The sequence below is a fragment of the Vreelandella alkaliphila genome, assembly GCF_016107625.1.
Lineage (GTDB): Bacteria > Pseudomonadota > Gammaproteobacteria > Pseudomonadales > Halomonadaceae > Vreelandella > Vreelandella alkaliphila.
Genome location: NZ_JABASV010000008.1, coordinates 60950 through 77025 on the forward strand (window position 1 = coordinate 60950; position 16076 = coordinate 77025).

Annotated in this window: 13 protein-coding genes; 11 read left to right on the plus strand and 2 right to left on the minus strand. The window is 49.3% G+C overall.

The features are described 5' to 3' along the window. Positions 1 to 103: 103 nt before the first annotated feature. From JFC11_RS13025 to JFC11_RS13050, 6 genes are all read left to right on the plus strand, one after another. On the plus strand, positions 104 to 1396 hold the full coding sequence (locus tag JFC11_RS13025; RefSeq protein WP_198349711.1) for a nucleotide sugar dehydrogenase: 1293 nt from the start codon (positions 104 to 106) through the stop codon (positions 1394 to 1396). A 9-nt stretch (positions 1397 to 1405) separates the two neighbouring features. After that, positions 1406 to 2254 (plus strand): coiled-coil domain-containing protein, encoded by an 849-nt coding sequence (locus JFC11_RS13030; RefSeq protein ID WP_198349712.1) that lies wholly within the window; start codon positions 1406 to 1408, stop codon positions 2252 to 2254. 84 nt (positions 2255 to 2338) lie between these two features. Further along, positions 2339 to 4192 carry an autotransporter assembly complex protein TamA gene (tamA, locus tag JFC11_RS13035; RefSeq protein ID WP_198349713.1) on the plus strand — a complete coding sequence of 618 codons (1854 nt, stop codon included), beginning with the start codon at positions 2339 to 2341 and terminating at the stop codon, positions 4190 to 4192. Positions 4193 to 4201: 9 nt separating this feature from the next. Further along, the gene (gene tamB, locus JFC11_RS13040; protein WP_198349714.1) at positions 4202 to 8209 is read left to right on the plus strand and encodes an autotransporter assembly complex protein TamB; all 4008 of its coding nucleotides are present in this window, start codon (positions 4202 to 4204) and stop codon (positions 8207 to 8209) included. 9 nt (positions 8210 to 8218) lie between these two features. Beyond that, positions 8219 to 8839 (plus strand): peptide-methionine (S)-S-oxide reductase MsrA, encoded by a 621-nt coding sequence (msrA, locus tag JFC11_RS13045; RefSeq protein WP_198349715.1) that lies wholly within the window; start codon positions 8219 to 8221, stop codon positions 8837 to 8839. A gap of 70 nt (positions 8840 to 8909) precedes the next feature. Continuing rightward, complete coding sequence (locus JFC11_RS13050) at positions 8910 to 9407, plus strand: c-type cytochrome (protein ID WP_232482904.1); 498 nt, start codon at positions 8910 to 8912, stop codon at positions 9405 to 9407. A gap of 39 nt (positions 9408 to 9446) precedes the next feature. Here JFC11_RS13050 and can read toward each other — a convergent pair whose 3' ends face one another. Then, positions 9447 to 10094, minus strand: a complete 648-nt coding sequence (can, locus tag JFC11_RS13055) for a carbonate dehydratase (protein WP_038484281.1) — start codon at positions 10092 to 10094, stop codon at positions 9447 to 9449. Between the two features lie 172 nt (positions 10095 to 10266). On the opposite strand from can, the gene gorA reads away from it, so the two are divergent. From gorA to JFC11_RS13075, 4 genes are all read left to right on the plus strand, one after another. Then, a complete protein-coding gene (gene gorA, locus JFC11_RS13060) occupies positions 10267 to 11649 on the plus strand; it encodes a glutathione-disulfide reductase (RefSeq protein ID WP_198349717.1) in 1383 nt (460 codons plus the stop codon). A gap of 236 nt (positions 11650 to 11885) precedes the next feature. Next, positions 11886 to 12464, plus strand: a complete 579-nt coding sequence (gene ectA / locus JFC11_RS13065; RefSeq protein ID WP_030072977.1) for a diaminobutyrate acetyltransferase — start codon at positions 11886 to 11888, stop codon at positions 12462 to 12464. A gap of 124 nt (positions 12465 to 12588) precedes the next feature. Continuing rightward, a complete protein-coding gene (gene ectB / locus JFC11_RS13070; protein WP_038484274.1) occupies positions 12589 to 13857 on the plus strand; it encodes a diaminobutyrate--2-oxoglutarate transaminase in 1269 nt (422 codons plus the stop codon). Between the two features lie 85 nt (positions 13858 to 13942). Then, a complete protein-coding gene (locus tag JFC11_RS13075; protein WP_038484271.1) occupies positions 13943 to 14341 on the plus strand; it encodes an ectoine synthase in 399 nt (132 codons plus the stop codon). Positions 14342 to 14479: 138 nt separating this feature from the next. On the opposite strand, the gene JFC11_RS13080 is transcribed toward JFC11_RS13075, so the two are convergent. Then, positions 14480 to 15010, minus strand: a complete 531-nt coding sequence (locus JFC11_RS13080) for a DUF3833 domain-containing protein (protein WP_038484268.1) — start codon at positions 15008 to 15010, stop codon at positions 14480 to 14482. A gap of 224 nt (positions 15011 to 15234) precedes the next feature. Here JFC11_RS13080 and JFC11_RS13085 point away from each other — a divergent pair, with 224 nt between their 5' ends. Then, positions 15235 to 16074 carry an ATP-dependent zinc protease family protein gene (locus JFC11_RS13085; RefSeq protein ID WP_038484265.1) on the plus strand — a complete coding sequence of 280 codons (840 nt, stop codon included), beginning with the start codon at positions 15235 to 15237 and terminating at the stop codon, positions 16072 to 16074. The last annotated feature ends 2 nt before the right edge of the window (positions 16075 to 16076 follow it).

Genomic DNA, 16076 nt, shown 5'->3' on the forward strand with positions numbered 1-16076 from the left:
ATGTCATTCTAACCACTCCTGGAAAGGAACGCATGAAAAGGAACGCGACATGAATCTTAACCCTCTATTTTCGCGACTTTTATTTTCTCAGGGAGCGTGATGAATGCGAGTATTACTCCACGGAAGTGAACTAAGTGCCGCCACCGCCGCCGCAGCGTTAGCCTGGGTAGGCCATCAAGTTGAGTGGCTACTACACGAAAGCGCACCATGGCCACAGCTTTTAAAGGCGGACTGGTTGCGCAGTGAGCCTGAGTTAATGACGCATATTGAACAAGCGTTAGCCAGTGGAACACTGAGAATCATTGAAGCGCCAGAGCAGGCTCACTCTCCTGATGTAGTTTGGTTGGCTCTGTCGCCCAATCAGCGTCAGGCGGCCAAGGCACTGCTTGAAGCCTCTATATTTGAGCGCCATAGTGGTGCTGTATTAATTAATAATTCAACATTTCCAGTAGGCGAAACAGAGCAGTTGCACGCGCTTATGGGGCCCCAGCACAGTAGCGTTGCCTTACCCGACACTTTGGAAGAAGGGCGGGCCTGGCTCTCATTTACGCGTCCTTCACGCTGGCTATTAGGCTGCGATGATGCAACAGGTGAACAGGTGGCGCGCGAGCTTTTACGTGCCTTTAATCGCCGCAATGATGTGTTCCAGCGTATGCCTTGTAGAGCGGCTGAGCTGACTAAGCTCGCTATTAACGGCATGTTGGCAACACGTATCAGCTACATGAACGAGATTGCAGGACTAGCAGACACGCTCGGAGTTGACGTTGAACATGTACGCCAAGGCATGGGGGCTGATACTCGCATTGGTTATGAATATTTATATCCTGGCTGTGGCTTTGGTGGCCCCAATTTCTCTCGCGACCTAATGCGCTTAGCTGATGTTCAGTCAGCCAGTGGTCGTAATTCGGCATTGCTAGAGCAAGTAATGGACATCAATGAACAGAAAAAAGAGACGTTATTTAGGAAGCTATGGACGTTCTTCGAGGGCGATTTAGCCGGCAAAACAATTGCTATTTGGGGGGCTGCCTTTAAACCTGGAACTACCCGAATCGATCATGCGCCAGTGCTGACACTCCTTGCCGCCTTATGGGCACAAGGGGTGAAGGTGAAGCTTCATGATCCAGCGGCAACCCCCGCGCTGCTCAACGCTGTCGGTGACCGAAACGATCTAACTACGTTTACCAGTGACCCTTATCTGGCATGTGAAGGAGCCGACGCACTAATGTTGGTGACTGAATGGAAATCTTATTGGAACCCTGACTGGCATCGTTTAGCCTCCTTATTGAGCGCTAAGTTGGTGTTGGATGGACGAAATATTTATGATCCAGCCTTCGTGGCTAGCTGTGGCTTACGGTATAGAGGAATCGGGCGTCGAGCAGATCCCACAACGTATTGAGGAAAAGTCATGCCCAACAGTACTGCATCTTCTCGCATTGTTCCCGATGTGGATCAAAGCTTGACCGCACAACACTTGCGTCATCGCAGGGGGCCCAAACTGTGGCCATTGTGGTTATTGATGATGCTTATTATCATTTCGCTGGGCGCCGCAGCAGGGGGCCTTTGGTATGAAAGAGAACGCTTATTAGAAGAGGTGCATCGCGTTAGTGGAGAAGTGTCTAATCTTCATGCAAGACTCGACTCAGGTGACACGGATACACAAGATGCGATAGCCTTTTTACAAGCACAGATGAGAACACTGTTCCAAGAGCAAGAGCAATTAGCCGTTGCGGTGACAAGCACACGTGAAGAGCTGTACGGGCTCTTGACGTCAAACGAAGAGCTCATTAATGGTGATGCCCTGAGCAGCATTGCTGACCGTATTAGTTTGTTGGAAGAACAAGCAGCGTTGCGTGACCAGCAGCTTGCCGCAATACGCACATCACTTGATTCACTTGAGCAAGCGGGCATGTCTGGGCGGCAAAATTTAGCAGAAGAAGTAACTTACCTCGAAGAAATGCTGTCACAACGCTTGTCTGCTACTGCAAGCCGGTTAGATGAGGTTGCTCAACTGGAAAATGAGAGCAGCGAATTGGCAACAAAGGTTACAACATGGCAAGAAGAGATCGATCAGCGCTTTACTGAGGTAAACTCTGCTCTCGAAACGCTAAGAAGTACTGATATCCCAGCTACTCAAGAAGCTTTAGAAGCGCTTGAGCAGCAGTGGGTACAACGGTTAAACACCTTAGAAAGTGATATCCGTCAGGTGCGGCAAGCCCAACTGGCATTCAGTGCCCAGATGGAGATGCTCCGCTAGAAATACACCGTTAAAGATTGCCGGTATCATAGGGCAATTAGTAATAAAGCCACCGAGTCGCTGATTTGGTTAGGGATGAATTGCATGGAAAGAAAACGGCGATGGCCTACCGTTAAAAAAGCGACTTGTGGGGTGGTTTTACCACTTCTTGTAACGTGGTCAGCACCTTTGTGGGCACTCAACGCTTCCATCAATGGTGTTAGCAGTGAAGTTGAGGCCAATATTAATGCTTATCTACAAAATATTAATGAAGAGCAATACACCGATGTCAGGTTAGAAGGTGAGATACGGAAACGTGCGCAAGAAGCCATGCGCGTTTTCGGCTACTACGAACCAGACATTACGGTTGAGGTTGGTAGCTCACCCATCACACTCCGTATCGAGCCCGGTTCGCCGGTCAAAATCGATGTGCTTTCTGTCAATATCGCCGGTGAAGCGAGCGATGATCCTCCGTTTCAGGAAGCACTCGATGCATTTCCCTTGAAGGAAGGCGATACATTGCGGCATGCCCCATGGGATCGCCTGCGCAACCAGTTTTCAGGCTTAGCACTGGAACGTGGTTATTTCGACTCGGAGTTTACCGATCGCCGAATGGAAATAAGACCCTACCTTGAAAGCGCTCGTCTCTATATGGATTTCAACAGCGGCCCACGCTATCAATTTGGCAATACGACTATTGCAGGCAGCCATATTGAGCCTGAGCGGTTACTTCAAATGCAGACCTTTACGTCGGGAGAGCCTTATCTAGCGGAATCGGTAGCCCTTTATAATCAACGTTTGGCTGAAACAGGATGGTTCAGCTCTGTGACGGTTCGACCACGTTTAGCGACAGCACGCGAACTGACCTTATCGCCACCAACAGGTGGCTCACCGTGGTGGGATGAAGCAACAGCATCACAGCCCCAACGCCCCAGACTTTCCAGCGTAGCGTTTGCCAGCGCACTTAGCATAACTAAACGAGACGATACCAGCTTGCCTATTGACGTAAGTGTAGAGCCTGCTGATCGCCATCAATTTGAAGTCGGGGTTGGCTTCGCAACTGACGTAGGGCCGCGTATGCGATTTGGCTGGAAACAGCCATGGATCAATCGTTTTGGTCATAGTTTAAATCATGATCTGTATGTTTCAGCACCCGACCAGCGTTTCACCGGTACCTACAATATTCCATTAGAAGACCCTCTACGTGACAGCTATCGCCTTCAATATGGTGTGCGTAACCTGGATGACGGTGATACCCAATCATTAGAGGGCACCGTAGAAATTGCTCGTCGATGGGAATTTGAAAACCGTTGGGTGCAAACACTTTACTTCCGCACCACCTACGAAGACTTCACCCAAGGGGGAGTGTCTGATGAAGTATTACTGTTTTATCCAGGCATTCAGTGGTCTCGTACGAGAACGCGCCCCCAGCGGTTTCCGCTTTGGGGAGATAGACAACAATTATCGATTGAGTACTCAGACACCCTATGGGGCTCAGACGCCCAATTCGCACGTGTAACAGGCGATACTGAATGGATTCGCACCATCGGCGATGACAACCGCTTTTCTGCAAGGCTAAGTATCGGTGCTATCGAAACAGATAATTTCGATAAGCTGCCACCCTCGTTGCGATTCTTTGCAGGCGGCGACCGAAGCGTTCGGGGTTACTCCTATGAAAGCCTATCGCCGCGAAATGAAGAAGGGCTATTACGTGGCGGCCAGCAAATGCTGACCTCGACCCTCGAGTATCAGCGTCGAGTTTCTGGAGACTGGTGGGGAGCCACTTTTGTCGATACTGGAGATGCCTTCGATGACTGGGGGCCAGAAGAATTAAAAACGGGCGCAGGGGTTGGTGTACGTTGGATTTCCCCTGTGGGTCCTATCCGACTTGATGTAGCACACCCATTTGACGATGAAGACGATTGGCGGCTGCATTTTTCCATCGGTCCAGAATTTTAGGAGAGCATTTTGGCTAAGGTTGTAACAGCGGCATCCATTAAGCGTCAACCGCTCTCAGTTAAACATCGTGCCGGGTTGTTTTTGTGGAGTTTTGTACGGTTAGCCATTGTGCTACCACTCTGGCTATTTGGTTTGGTCGCTCTTCTATTAGGCATTGCGCTCTCTCCTTGGGGAACAGGACAACTATTTTCTCAAGGCGAGCAACGGGGGTTCTTTACGTATGAACACCAAGAAGGCGCACTGCTCGACCAGTTTGCATTGCGCGGTTTTCAACTATCGCTCGGTGAGACACGCGTCAACGTCGACAGCCTAGAGCTCGCTTGGGCTGAAGACTGTGTGCTGTCAGGCAAGCTTTGCCTAGATCAATTTCATATAGAAGGTGCAGATATACGTTTGGGGGAAAGCGCTGAACCGGACCCTGAATCACCAGAATCAGAGGGGATGCCTAGCATCCAACTTCCTTTTCCTATTGAGCTACGCTCAGTTGAGTTCAATAACGTTCAACTGCAGCTAGCTGATGGAACTCGCATCGGTTGGGAATCGTTTTCAACCGCGATCACTGCACAACAGCATCTTGTCAGTATCGCGCCTACTACGCTCATGCAGCCAACCGTGTACTTACCTCCCTCGGCAGGCACTCAACTGACCGAAGGTATTCAGACGCCGTTACATGCATCTGGCATTGATGGTGCTGTTATGGCTACCCAACCCCTCATAGAAGAACCTGATCAAGCAGTAGAGGCCTTAACAGCACGGGAGCGAATTGAGCTACCTGAAGTAATGCTTCCCATTGATATCGACTTAGCATCCCTCACCGTGACTGACGTCACTGTCAGCGGAGCCGTTGATTACCAAGTCGAACGATTAGCCGTGGTTGCGAGTGCCGAAGGCAACCAAATAGCTCTCCGGTCATTAGAGTTGCTCACGCCAGATGCCGAGGCAAACTTAACAGCCAACGCTACATTATCAGGCAGTTATCCGATAGATGCTCGATTAACGTCAACTTTGTTTTTACCCGAGATATTTCCCGAGCTAAGTGGGGAAGAGCTTGTTTTGGAGCTGTCGGGATCCCTAGATGAGCTTACAGCCAGTTTAGGGGCATCCGGTGTCGTTAATGCAACACTGGAGGCTCAAGTCGATGCACTAGCACCGACGCTACCCTTTGATATGCGACTACAGAGTAACCGAGTACAGTGGCCACTCACACAGCCCAGTAGTGATGAGTCAACGGCAGAACCTTATGTTGTTGAAGATATAGACATCGTTGCTAGCGGCAATTTGGAAGCGTACCAGACAACGCTTTCCTTAAACGCTCAAGGCCCGCAAGTGCCAGCCACCAACATTCGCCTCAGTGGCGACGGAGATCTTTCATCGTTCCGCTGGGCGCCACTAACCCTAACGATAGATGACAGTTCGCTTAGCAGTGAAGGGGAAGTTAACTGGGCTTCGTCACTGCGAGTTGATACCACCATCAGGCTGGATCAATTCGATCCTTCTCACTTTGTCGAACAGCTCAACGGCAATCTCAATGGCGATATTACCGCTAGTGTGAGCCAAACGGGCGACCTCTGGGAAGTCAGTCTGCCAGTCCTCGATATTAATGGGGAGCTCCAGGAGTATCCTCTGACGCTACAAGCCTCCCTAGAGGCTAACAGTGCGCTTGAAGTTGATATCCAAGAACTACTTTTCACTCAGGGAGACAACCGATTAACGGCCTCTGGCCAGGTTAGTGAACAAGCAATGTCGCTAGATACTGAGATTGCATTACGTCAATTACAGACGCTGCATCCAGACTTAGCGGGTACATTAACAGGCAATATTCTTGCCAGAGGTAGCATTAGCCAACCGAGAGTAGAGGCCGAAGTAACTGGTCGCGATTTGCGTTTTGCCGAGAACCGTATTGAAACGTTATCACTGACCAGTAATATCGAGGGTATCGACGATCCATCGCTAGACATTAACCTTGGATTGCAGCAAGTCAATGCAGGTGGGCAGGCATTTTCAAGTATTACCCTTGAGCTTAACGGCCGCCTATCTCAACATGCGCTCGCTGTTAGTATCGATGGCCAGGCCGATAACATGCTAAGCCGTGCGCTTTTAACGCTAAATGGTCGTTTTGATCAGCAAGCGCAGCAGTATCAGGGCCAACTAACCCCACTGGAAGTTGACTCCGAGTTTGGCAACCTACGTTTAGAAGCCCCTCTTGATATTCGTTACAACCTTGCTAACGGCCAAGCACAACTCTCACCTTTCTGTTTGCGGCGCGAAGAAGGAGGGCTTGTTTGTTCAGAAGAACCGGTTACTGCATCAGCTGATCAAGGGCGCACAGTGCTAAGCATCAGAGAAGTGCCGATGGAAGCACTGGAGCCTTTATTGCCTAAAGAGTGGAGCTTTGAAGGCGACACGACGGCAGACCTTGTTGCAGCTTGGCGCCAAGGGGGAGCTCAGTGGCAAGCCGACGTTCAGGTATTAAGTGAGTTAGCGATTACTGCAGTCAATGATTACGGCCAGCCCGTACAGCTTCCTGTGATTAGTTTAAACACGCAGTTAGAAGCCAGCCAAGCTCAAGCTGATGCCGATATTGTACTGTCGCTTGAAGATGCTGGTGAGCTGACACTCGATCTCACCATTAGTGATCCACTTGGTCGTGGTGGTCTTAGTGGAGAGCTAAGGGCCCAAGAGCTTTCTTTAACGCCTTACCGCCCATTAGTGGTGGGTATGGATCGTTTAGAGGGCGACTTAAATGGTAGTATACAAATTACTGGAACAACCAGTCAGCCAGATTTACAGGGGCAGCTTGCACTTCGCAATCTAAGCGCTAATGGCCCAGATATTCCTCTTGATATTAAAAATGGCGAGCTAGTCGTTGCGTTTGACGGCGAGCAAGGGGACATAAATGGTTTTATTGCGGCTGAACGTGGCCGCTTAAATATTACCGGGGATGCGTTTTGGCCCGCAGGTGACGACTGGCGTATTGGTGTCGATGTAAACGCTACCCAGGAGCCACTATTAATCGTTTTACCACAGTTTGGGCGTTTAGAAGCAGCCCCTGATATCCGCATTCGCGTAACGCCGGATCGCTTGCAAGTGCGTGGCAATGTCGATCTACCTTGGGCGCGCTTAGAGATTGGCGATCTTCCTGCCTCGGCTGTTAGCCCAAGCTCTGACGAAGTCATTATCACCGAGCGTGACGACCGAAAAGCGGAACGGCTGGCTCAGCAACGAGCTGCCAATAACGATTCAAGCGCGGCTGACGAGCTCTCACAATCAGGCATGGCCCTTGATGTGCTCATCACACTAACCTTGGGTCGTGATATGCAAATATCAGCATATGGGCTTAATTCTGGCTTGGGTGGCACATTAGAAATTCGTCAAAACCGTGGTGCACTACAGCTGTTTGGTGATGTCAATTTAGTCGATGGCCGCTTTCAAGCCTTTGGTCAAGATCTCCTGATTCGCCGTGGACAGCTAATATTCAGTGGTCCTCCGGGGCTTCCAATCCTCGATTTCGAAGCCATTCGAAATCCAGACATCACAGAAGATGAGGTTATTGCCGGCCTTCGCGTCAGAGGCAATGCCGAAGAACCTAACGTACTTATTTTTTCAGAACCAGGAATGAGTGAAACCCGTGCACTGTCATATTTATTAAGAGGGCGGGCGCCAGATGCTGCTGGTGGTGGAATTGGCAGCGAGCTAACTACCGCCTTGATTGGAATGTCTCTTGGACGGACAGGCCAAGCCGTTGGTTCAATTGGAGAAGCCTTTGGTATTAGCGATTTAACCTTGGATACCACTGGGGCAGGTGACAACAGTCAAGTAGCGCTGACTGGGCAGCTAACCGATGACATCCGTATTAGCTACGGTGTTGGCATTTTCTCGCCCATTGCAGAACTGACGTTACGCTACACACTTTGGCGTAATCTATACGTGCAGGCAGTATCGGGCGCCAATCAAGCCGTCGACTTAATTTATACCTTCACCCGGCCCGGTGACCCTACGATTTATCCACGGCAATAAGAGGGCGTTATGACGCTATTTTCTAAAGCAAATTCAACACCACTTGGCCGCGTGACGCCGATTGAAACGAGTAGCGTACATACCGTTACTGGCCACTCACTTCACCCTCCTTTTCCAGAAGGGTATGAAGAAATTGTGTTAGGTATGGGGTGTTTTTGGGGCGTTGAGCGCCTGTTTTGGCAAGTACCGGGGGTTTACGTCACTGCCGCAGGTTATGCTGGGGGAGAAACACAAAACCCAACTTATCAAGAAACGTGTACGGGACAAACAGGCCATACCGAAGTGGTTAGAGTGGTATACGACCCCAGTGCCACATCCTTAGATACGCTGTTGCAAATTTTTTGGGAACAGCACGACCCTACACAAGGAAACCGTCAAGGCAACGATGTAGGTAGCCAGTACCGTTCTGCTATTTTCACAACAACGGATGAGCAGTTGATTGCAGCAGAAAAGAGTGCCGATACCTACCAAAAGGCTCTCGATAAGGCTGGCCGTGGTGCTATTACTACCGAGATCAAGTCGCTGAATACCTTTTATTACGCAGAGGCTTATCATCAGCAATACCTGAACAAGAACCCCGGTGGTTACTGCGGACTGAAAGGTACCGGTGTGACTTGTCCCATCGGTTAGTCGTGGTGAGGGCCAAATCATTCATCATAAGGTCAGTAAAATGCCACACACTTTAAAACGTTCATGGCTCATGCCTTCGGTTTGGGCTCTGGCTATCTCTAGTGTAATTGCTACACCGGTCATGGCTGAGGAAGTCACTGAAGACACCGTTCCAGCGATGCCTCAAACGGTTGAAGAAAGCCCGTTTGCCAGTGAACGAGAAGCAGTCATATGGCGTCAGGATGAATTGAAAGAGCTAGAAAGTCTTCTGCGTCAGCTGCGTTTTGACTTGGTGAATAACCAGGATGCCCGCGGAGCCGCTCCACGGTTAGCAACACTTCAGAAACAAGCTACTCAAGCTCATTTTTTGCCCGCGTTTATTGTCGGCACCCATGGACGCGGGTCTGACGCTCGCCCAGAAATATGGGAGGAATGGGAAGACTTCGCAGCGGGATTTACAGATCTTGAACAAAAGGTGGCAGTGCTGATTGATGCTGCCGAGCAAGAGGATTATCGCGCGGCTACGCGAGCATTTTCTGATGTTGGCTTAAGCTGTAAAAGCTGTCATCGCGCCTACCGCTATAACTAACTGGGATCGATGTCATTAGAGCGATAGGCACAGATAGTGTCAGTCGCTTTGTTGAAGGCGGTCGATACGATAAAGGGTCTCAACCTGCTCCAGGCCGGTTATGGTGCAATTTAGATCTTTTACACGGCCGTCGCTCAACCCATAGACCCAACCATGCACTGAAATATCCTGGCCTCTCTGCCAGGCACGTTGCAGAATTTTAGTTCGGCACAAGCTATTAACTTGAGCCTTTACGTTCAATTCACACATGCGGTCAATTTGCTCTTCCAATGGCAAGTGTTCAAGCGTATCACGGTGGCGGTTATACTGTTCGCGCACCGAATGCAGCCAGTAATCGACGACTCCGCATTCACCGCCGGTTACTGCCGCCTTAATGCCACCACAACCGTAGTGCCCCACAATCATGATATGACTGACCTTGAGTACATCCACCGCAAACTGCACAACTGATAGTGCGTTCATATCGGTATGGTGGAGAAGGTTAGCGACATTACGATGGACAAAGACTTCGCCTGGCGGAAGGGCAATAATCTGGTTAGCGGGCACACGACTGTCAGAACAACCAATCCAGAGGTAATCAGGGTTTTGCTGATTGGAAAGGCGTTTAAAGTAGTCAGGATCTTCCTCACACATACGCTCTGCCCAGGCGCGATTATTATCAAGCAGTGTTTCAATAGCGTTAGACATTGGATCTCCGTCACAGGTTAGGAGCTGTTAGGTTCAAGATAGAGCAAACTAGGATACAGAGAGAGGGTTTTTAACCTTCTCGGAATCTAAGGTCAATCTTTGTGCTTAGCGACCGTTGTCGGCAAGTGCATGACCGATAAGTACATGCAATGGTTCAGGATAGGAGTAGCACATGGCAGATAACGCGGAATATGAATACGATTTACTGGTAATTGGAGCAGGGTCAGGGGGGGTTCGCGCCGCACGAATGGCGGCGGCAACCGGTGCCAGAGTTGCTATAGCAGAAGATCGTTACTTGGGCGGTACCTGTGTCAATGTCGGCTGCGTGCCTAAAAAATTGTACTCCTATGCGGCCCACTTTCACGACAGCTTCGATGATGCCGCGGGCTTTGGGTGGCAGTTGCCTGGGCCTGCTGTCTTTGATTGGTCAGTGCTACGCGACAATAAAACCAGTGAAATAAAACGCCTAAATGGCATTTATCAGCGGATGTTGGAGGGCGCGGGGGTCGTATTGCTTCACGCTAGAGCAACCGTGACAGATGCACACACCGTTTCATTGACCTCTGAAGAGGGTGTTACCCAAGTAACAGCACAAAAGATACTGCTGGCTACAGGTGGCTGGCCATGGGTACCTGATTTTCCTGGCAGTGAATATACAGTCACTTCAAATCAAATATTTGACCTTGACGCTTTTCCAGAGCGGTTTCTCGTTTTGGGGGGCGGCTATATTGCAGTCGAGTTCGCGAGCATTTTTAACGGCCTCGGTAGTGAAACGCATTTGATTTATCGTGGAGAGCTGTTTCTAAAAGGGTTTGATGAAGAAGTTCGAGCTTTTACCCGCGATGAAATGAGCAAAAAAGGCGTCAATCTGCATTTCAATACCAATATTGAACGGATTGAACCCAATGGCTCTGCGTTTAACGTGTATTTAACTAACGGTGATGTTCAAGAGGTAGATGCCGTCTTAGCAGCGACAGGACGTAATGCCAATACGCAGGGGCTAGGGCTTGAAGCATTGGGCATTCATCTTGATAGCAAGGGAAAAATCCCAGTGAATGCGCGCTACGAAACGTCAGTCCCTTCGATTTTGGCGCTTGGCGATTTGACCCAGGGGCCTGAATTGACGCCCGTGGCATTGGCTGAGGCGATGCAGCTAGTCGATATCCACTTCAATGAAACACTGCCTAAACCGCTGGACTACACCACGATTCCTACGGCTGTTTTTTGTCATCCCAATATTGGGACGGTAGGGCTATCTGAAGAGGCTGCCAGAGAAAACATTGGCAAGATTCGCGTTTATAGCGCGGACTTTAAAGCAATGAAACACACATTGTCAGGTAGCCAAGAACGCACCTTAATGAAGCTAATCGTTGATGATGCGACAGATGTTGTCGTAGGGGCTCACATGGTAGGTGAAGAGGCCGGTGAATTAATACAAGGGATCGCCATTGCGGTCAGAGCTGGGCTTACAAAAGAAGATTTTGATCGTACCATCGGTATCCACCCCACAGGTGCGGAAGAGTTTGTGACAATGAGAACAGCTACTCGCAATTGATTACATAAAATTCACATTTTTAAGGCGAGCATCAGCTCGCCTTTTTTGTCTCGCAGCTATGTGAGGTTGATCTAAACTCTTCCAATACAGCGGTTCTTTCAGCTGTTTTTTTGCAGGTAGAGACGCTTTTGATAACCAAAATTTATGGAAAAGGACAGGATGAATAATATGATTTTTGAATTGCTCATAATCAGCTGTTATAATGGCGCTCAAATTCGCTACAGCGAAGCATAACCATGAGCACGCCAATAACACCTTTTACCCCTTCTGCAGATCTTGCCCGCCCGACAGTCGCTGATGCTGTGGTTGGGCATGCGTCTACTCCGTTATTTATTCGCAAGCCGAATGCAGATGATGGTTGGGGCGTCTACGAGTTGATAAAAGCTTGTCCGCCGCTTGATGTTAATTCTGCTTATGCTTATCTACTGTTGGCAACTCAGTTTCGTGACACTTGTGCGGTTGCAACAAATGAAGAGGGCGAGATAGTAGGGTTTGTATCTGGTTATGTGAAAGACAACGCGCCGGACACCTACTTTTTATGGCAGGTTGCCGTCGGTGAAAAAGCACGTGGCACAGGCTTGGCACGCCGCTTAGTCGAAGCCATTATGTCGCGTCCAGAACTTGATAATGTGCATCATCTGGAAACGACGATCACTCCAGACAATCAGGCCTCTTGGGGCTTATTTCGCCGCCTAGCGGCACGTTGGCAAGCCCCTTTAAATAGCCGTGAATATTTCTCTACCGAACAACTCGGTGGAGAGCATGATCCTGAAAACCTAGTTCGCATAGGTCCATTTCAAACAGACAGTATGTAACGGAACGGACCAGCTATTGCCCAGTACGCGGCTCTCCATAGCTGGTTACGTTTTTAAATTTGTTACCGCTGCTTCCGCCAGTTTGCCCTACGCTTGGCTCAATGATTTAAAAAGGAGGTCGTTAATGCAGACCCAGACGCTTGAACGCATGGAATCTAACGTACGTACTTATTCGCGCTCATTCCCCGTTGTGTTTACGAAAGCCCAGAATGCTCGTTTAACAGACGAGAATGGTCGTGAGTACATTGATTTCCTGGCCGGTGCCGGGACTCTCAATTACGGTCACAATAACCCACATCTCAAACAAGCGATGATCGACTACCTGTCAACAGATGGCGTTGTTCATGGCCTGGATATGTGGACCGCTGCAAAGCGTGATTACCTAGAAACCCTTGAAGAGGTTATTTTCAAACCTCGCGGCTTAGACTACAAGGTACATTTGCCTGGTCCGACAGGAACTAACGCAGTAGAAGCGGCCATCCGTTTGGCCCGTGTTGCTAAAGGTCGCCATAACATTGTGACCTTCACCAACGGCTTCCACGGCGTCACTATGGGGGCATTGGCAACCACGGGTAACCGCAAATTCCGCGAGGCGACCGGTGGCATTCCTACACAAGGCGCAAGCTTTTTACCCTTCGATGGTTATATGGGAGAGCATGCGGATACGCTGGATTACTTCGAGAAATTACTTAACGACAAATCTGGCGGCCTCGATATTCCGGCGGGTGTTATTGTCGAAACTGTGCAAGGCGAGGGCGGTATTAACGTGGCAGGCCTTGAATGGCTCAAGCGTTTAGAGAGCATCTGTCACGCCCATGATATTCTGTTGATCATCGACGACATCCAAGCTGGCTGTGGCCGCACGGGTAAGTTCTTTAGCTTTGAACACGCGGGCATCACGCCTGATATCGTAACTAACTCAAAATCACTCTCTGGATTCGGGCTGCCCTTTGCCCATGTGTTGATGCGCCCAGAGCTTGATAAATGGAAGCCTGGACAGTACAACGGTACGTTCCGCGGCTTCAGTCTGGCAATGGTAACCGCTACGGCTGCGCTTAAAAAATATTGGTCAAATGATGTTTTTGAGCGTGATGTTCAGCGCAAAGCGCGTATTGTTGAAGAACGTTTCCAAAAGCTGGCGGCCTTACTCAGTGAGAACGGCATGCCTGCCACTGAACGTGGACGTGGCCTCATGCGTGGTATTGATGTTGTCTCTGGTGATATTGCCGATAAGATCACCAGTAAAGCATTTGAGCACGGCCTTATTATTGAGACCAGCGGCCAAGACGGCGAAGTAGTGAAATGCCTATGCCCGCTGACCATCAGTGATGAGGACTTGCTGGAAGCGCTGGATATTCTAGAAGCCTCAGTCAATGCTGTTATCCAAGCGTGATGTAGAAGTTGGGCTAATTTTGCAGCATCGATTCAGCACTGGGCTGCTTCGGTTAATACCAAGTGCCTCATAACGGAGCAATTCTATGATCGTTCGTAATCTTGAAGAAGCACGTAAAACAGATCGTCTTGTCACTGCCGAAAATGGCAACTGGGACAGCACGCGTCTTGTTCTAGCCAATGATAATGCGGGTTTTTCATTTCATATTACCCGTATTTTCCCAGGTACTGAGACGCATATTCATTACAAAAACCACTATGAAGCTGTGTTTTGCTATGAAGGCGAAGGCGAAGTAGAAACCCTAGCCGATGGCAAAATCTGGCCGATCAAAGCAGGCGATATTTATCTGCTGGATCAGCACGACGAACATCTGTTACGCGGTAAAGAAAAAGGCATGACCGTCGCATGCGTCTTCACGCCAGCAATTACTGGTAATGAAGTACACCAGGAAGACGGCTCATACGCTGCACCTGCTAGTGAGTGATAAGGTCAACGTTAGCTTTCTAATTGGCTAATGACAAAACAAAACAGCCTGCTTTATTAAGCAGGCTGTTTTTAATGGAAGATTGGCATAGGTGATATGGAATTAGTTGCTAAGAAATTAGGTGTTAAGAAATCAGGCTCACGAATCGACTTGCTCGAAAACCAAGGTGATTTCTCCTAAGGTAAAGCCAAATTTCTTCATCGCGGTGCGGTTTATCAAACGCCCATCGGGCTGCAGATACATCCAATCATCCATTAAGAAACGGATAGTGCGACCGCTAACCTCGATATCAAGCGGGTAGCGCATATGGAAGGCGTGACCATACTGACGCGCATCTACTTGGCCTTCAACATCATTCGCAGTGCCAACCCAGTGATGATCGTCTACTCGCTCAAACTCCCACACCCGTCGATCCGTCTCACCATCAGCAAACAAAAAAGCTTCATCAAGAGTCAGCTTGTTGCCGTCATAAGTTCCCGTGATATCGACTGTGAAACGGCGCTGTACTTCACCAGAGTAGTCTTGCACCATACCCCAAGCTTGGGTGTTGCCAGTGAAGTACTCAGCGATATCTAAGCGAGGAGTTGTGCTGGCATAATCTTCAACCTCGACATTGGCACAGCCAGCAAGCACAAATAGGGTAGTGGCAATTATGAGTTTGCGTATCATTAGAATATTCCTACACGAAGGATGTTAATCGTATAGCTATTGTAGGAGGAATTGGTGCGTTACAGTAGCATTAACAGGTGTTTCTACATAATCTATAGGTTCGTATAATATATATTATGTTAAATCAGATAGATAAAGGTTCCAAAACCAGCTGATCAAGTTGGACAATCCAGTGTCCTTCTCCTTATCATTCATGCTCTTCTTGTTTAAGGATATCTCACGTTATGCGCTCAGGTGTATTGTGTCTAATGGCTGGTTTGTCGCTTTCGGTTGCAGGCTGTGCTGTGACACCGCCAGAAACGAATGAGCCACCGCCATTAAGCGAAGCGTCTTTTAACACCCGCATCCTTGAACTTGAAACCTCTCTTGCCCAGCAGTGTGCATCCGCGTCTGCACTACTACACGAGCAGCAGCTTAACCAGCAGCAAGCGTTGACAGCTGATGTTCGCGAAGTCGGCAGTCTGTTGCGCTATTTGCGTCAAGATGTGGCTGGTATACAAGCTCGCGGTGAAGATCCCGTTATTGTTCGTGAAGAGTGCGATGTTGAGGCCACTCAAGACAACAAAACGCTGCTAGGCCGCAGTGAATGGATTGGTTTACCCAGCGTTGGCACTTATTTGAAGGCGCGCGTTGATTCAGGAGCCAACACGTCATCACTATCAGCATCTGAAATTACCCGCTTTGAACGTGATGGCGAAAATTGGGTGCGCTTTAAGTTGGCACTAAATGACGATGACGTGGTCGTAGATCGCGTGCGTGATGAATGGATCGAAGCGCCAATTGTACGTAGGGTGCGTATTGTTCAGGCATCTGGTGAAGAGTCTCGCCCAGTGATCTCACTGTTAATGACCCTGGGCCCAATCCGCGAAAACGTTGAGTTCACGCTTAATAATCGCACCCATCTGGACTACCCAGTGCTGTTAGGACGGCGATTCATGATGGATATTGCCACCATTGATGTTGCTCAAACCTATCTTTACGAACGCCCAGAATTCCCGGGTGGTGAACCCGCCGATCAAGCCGCTGAAGATGAAGCAGCAGATCAAGACGATACTGAAGAGTAACA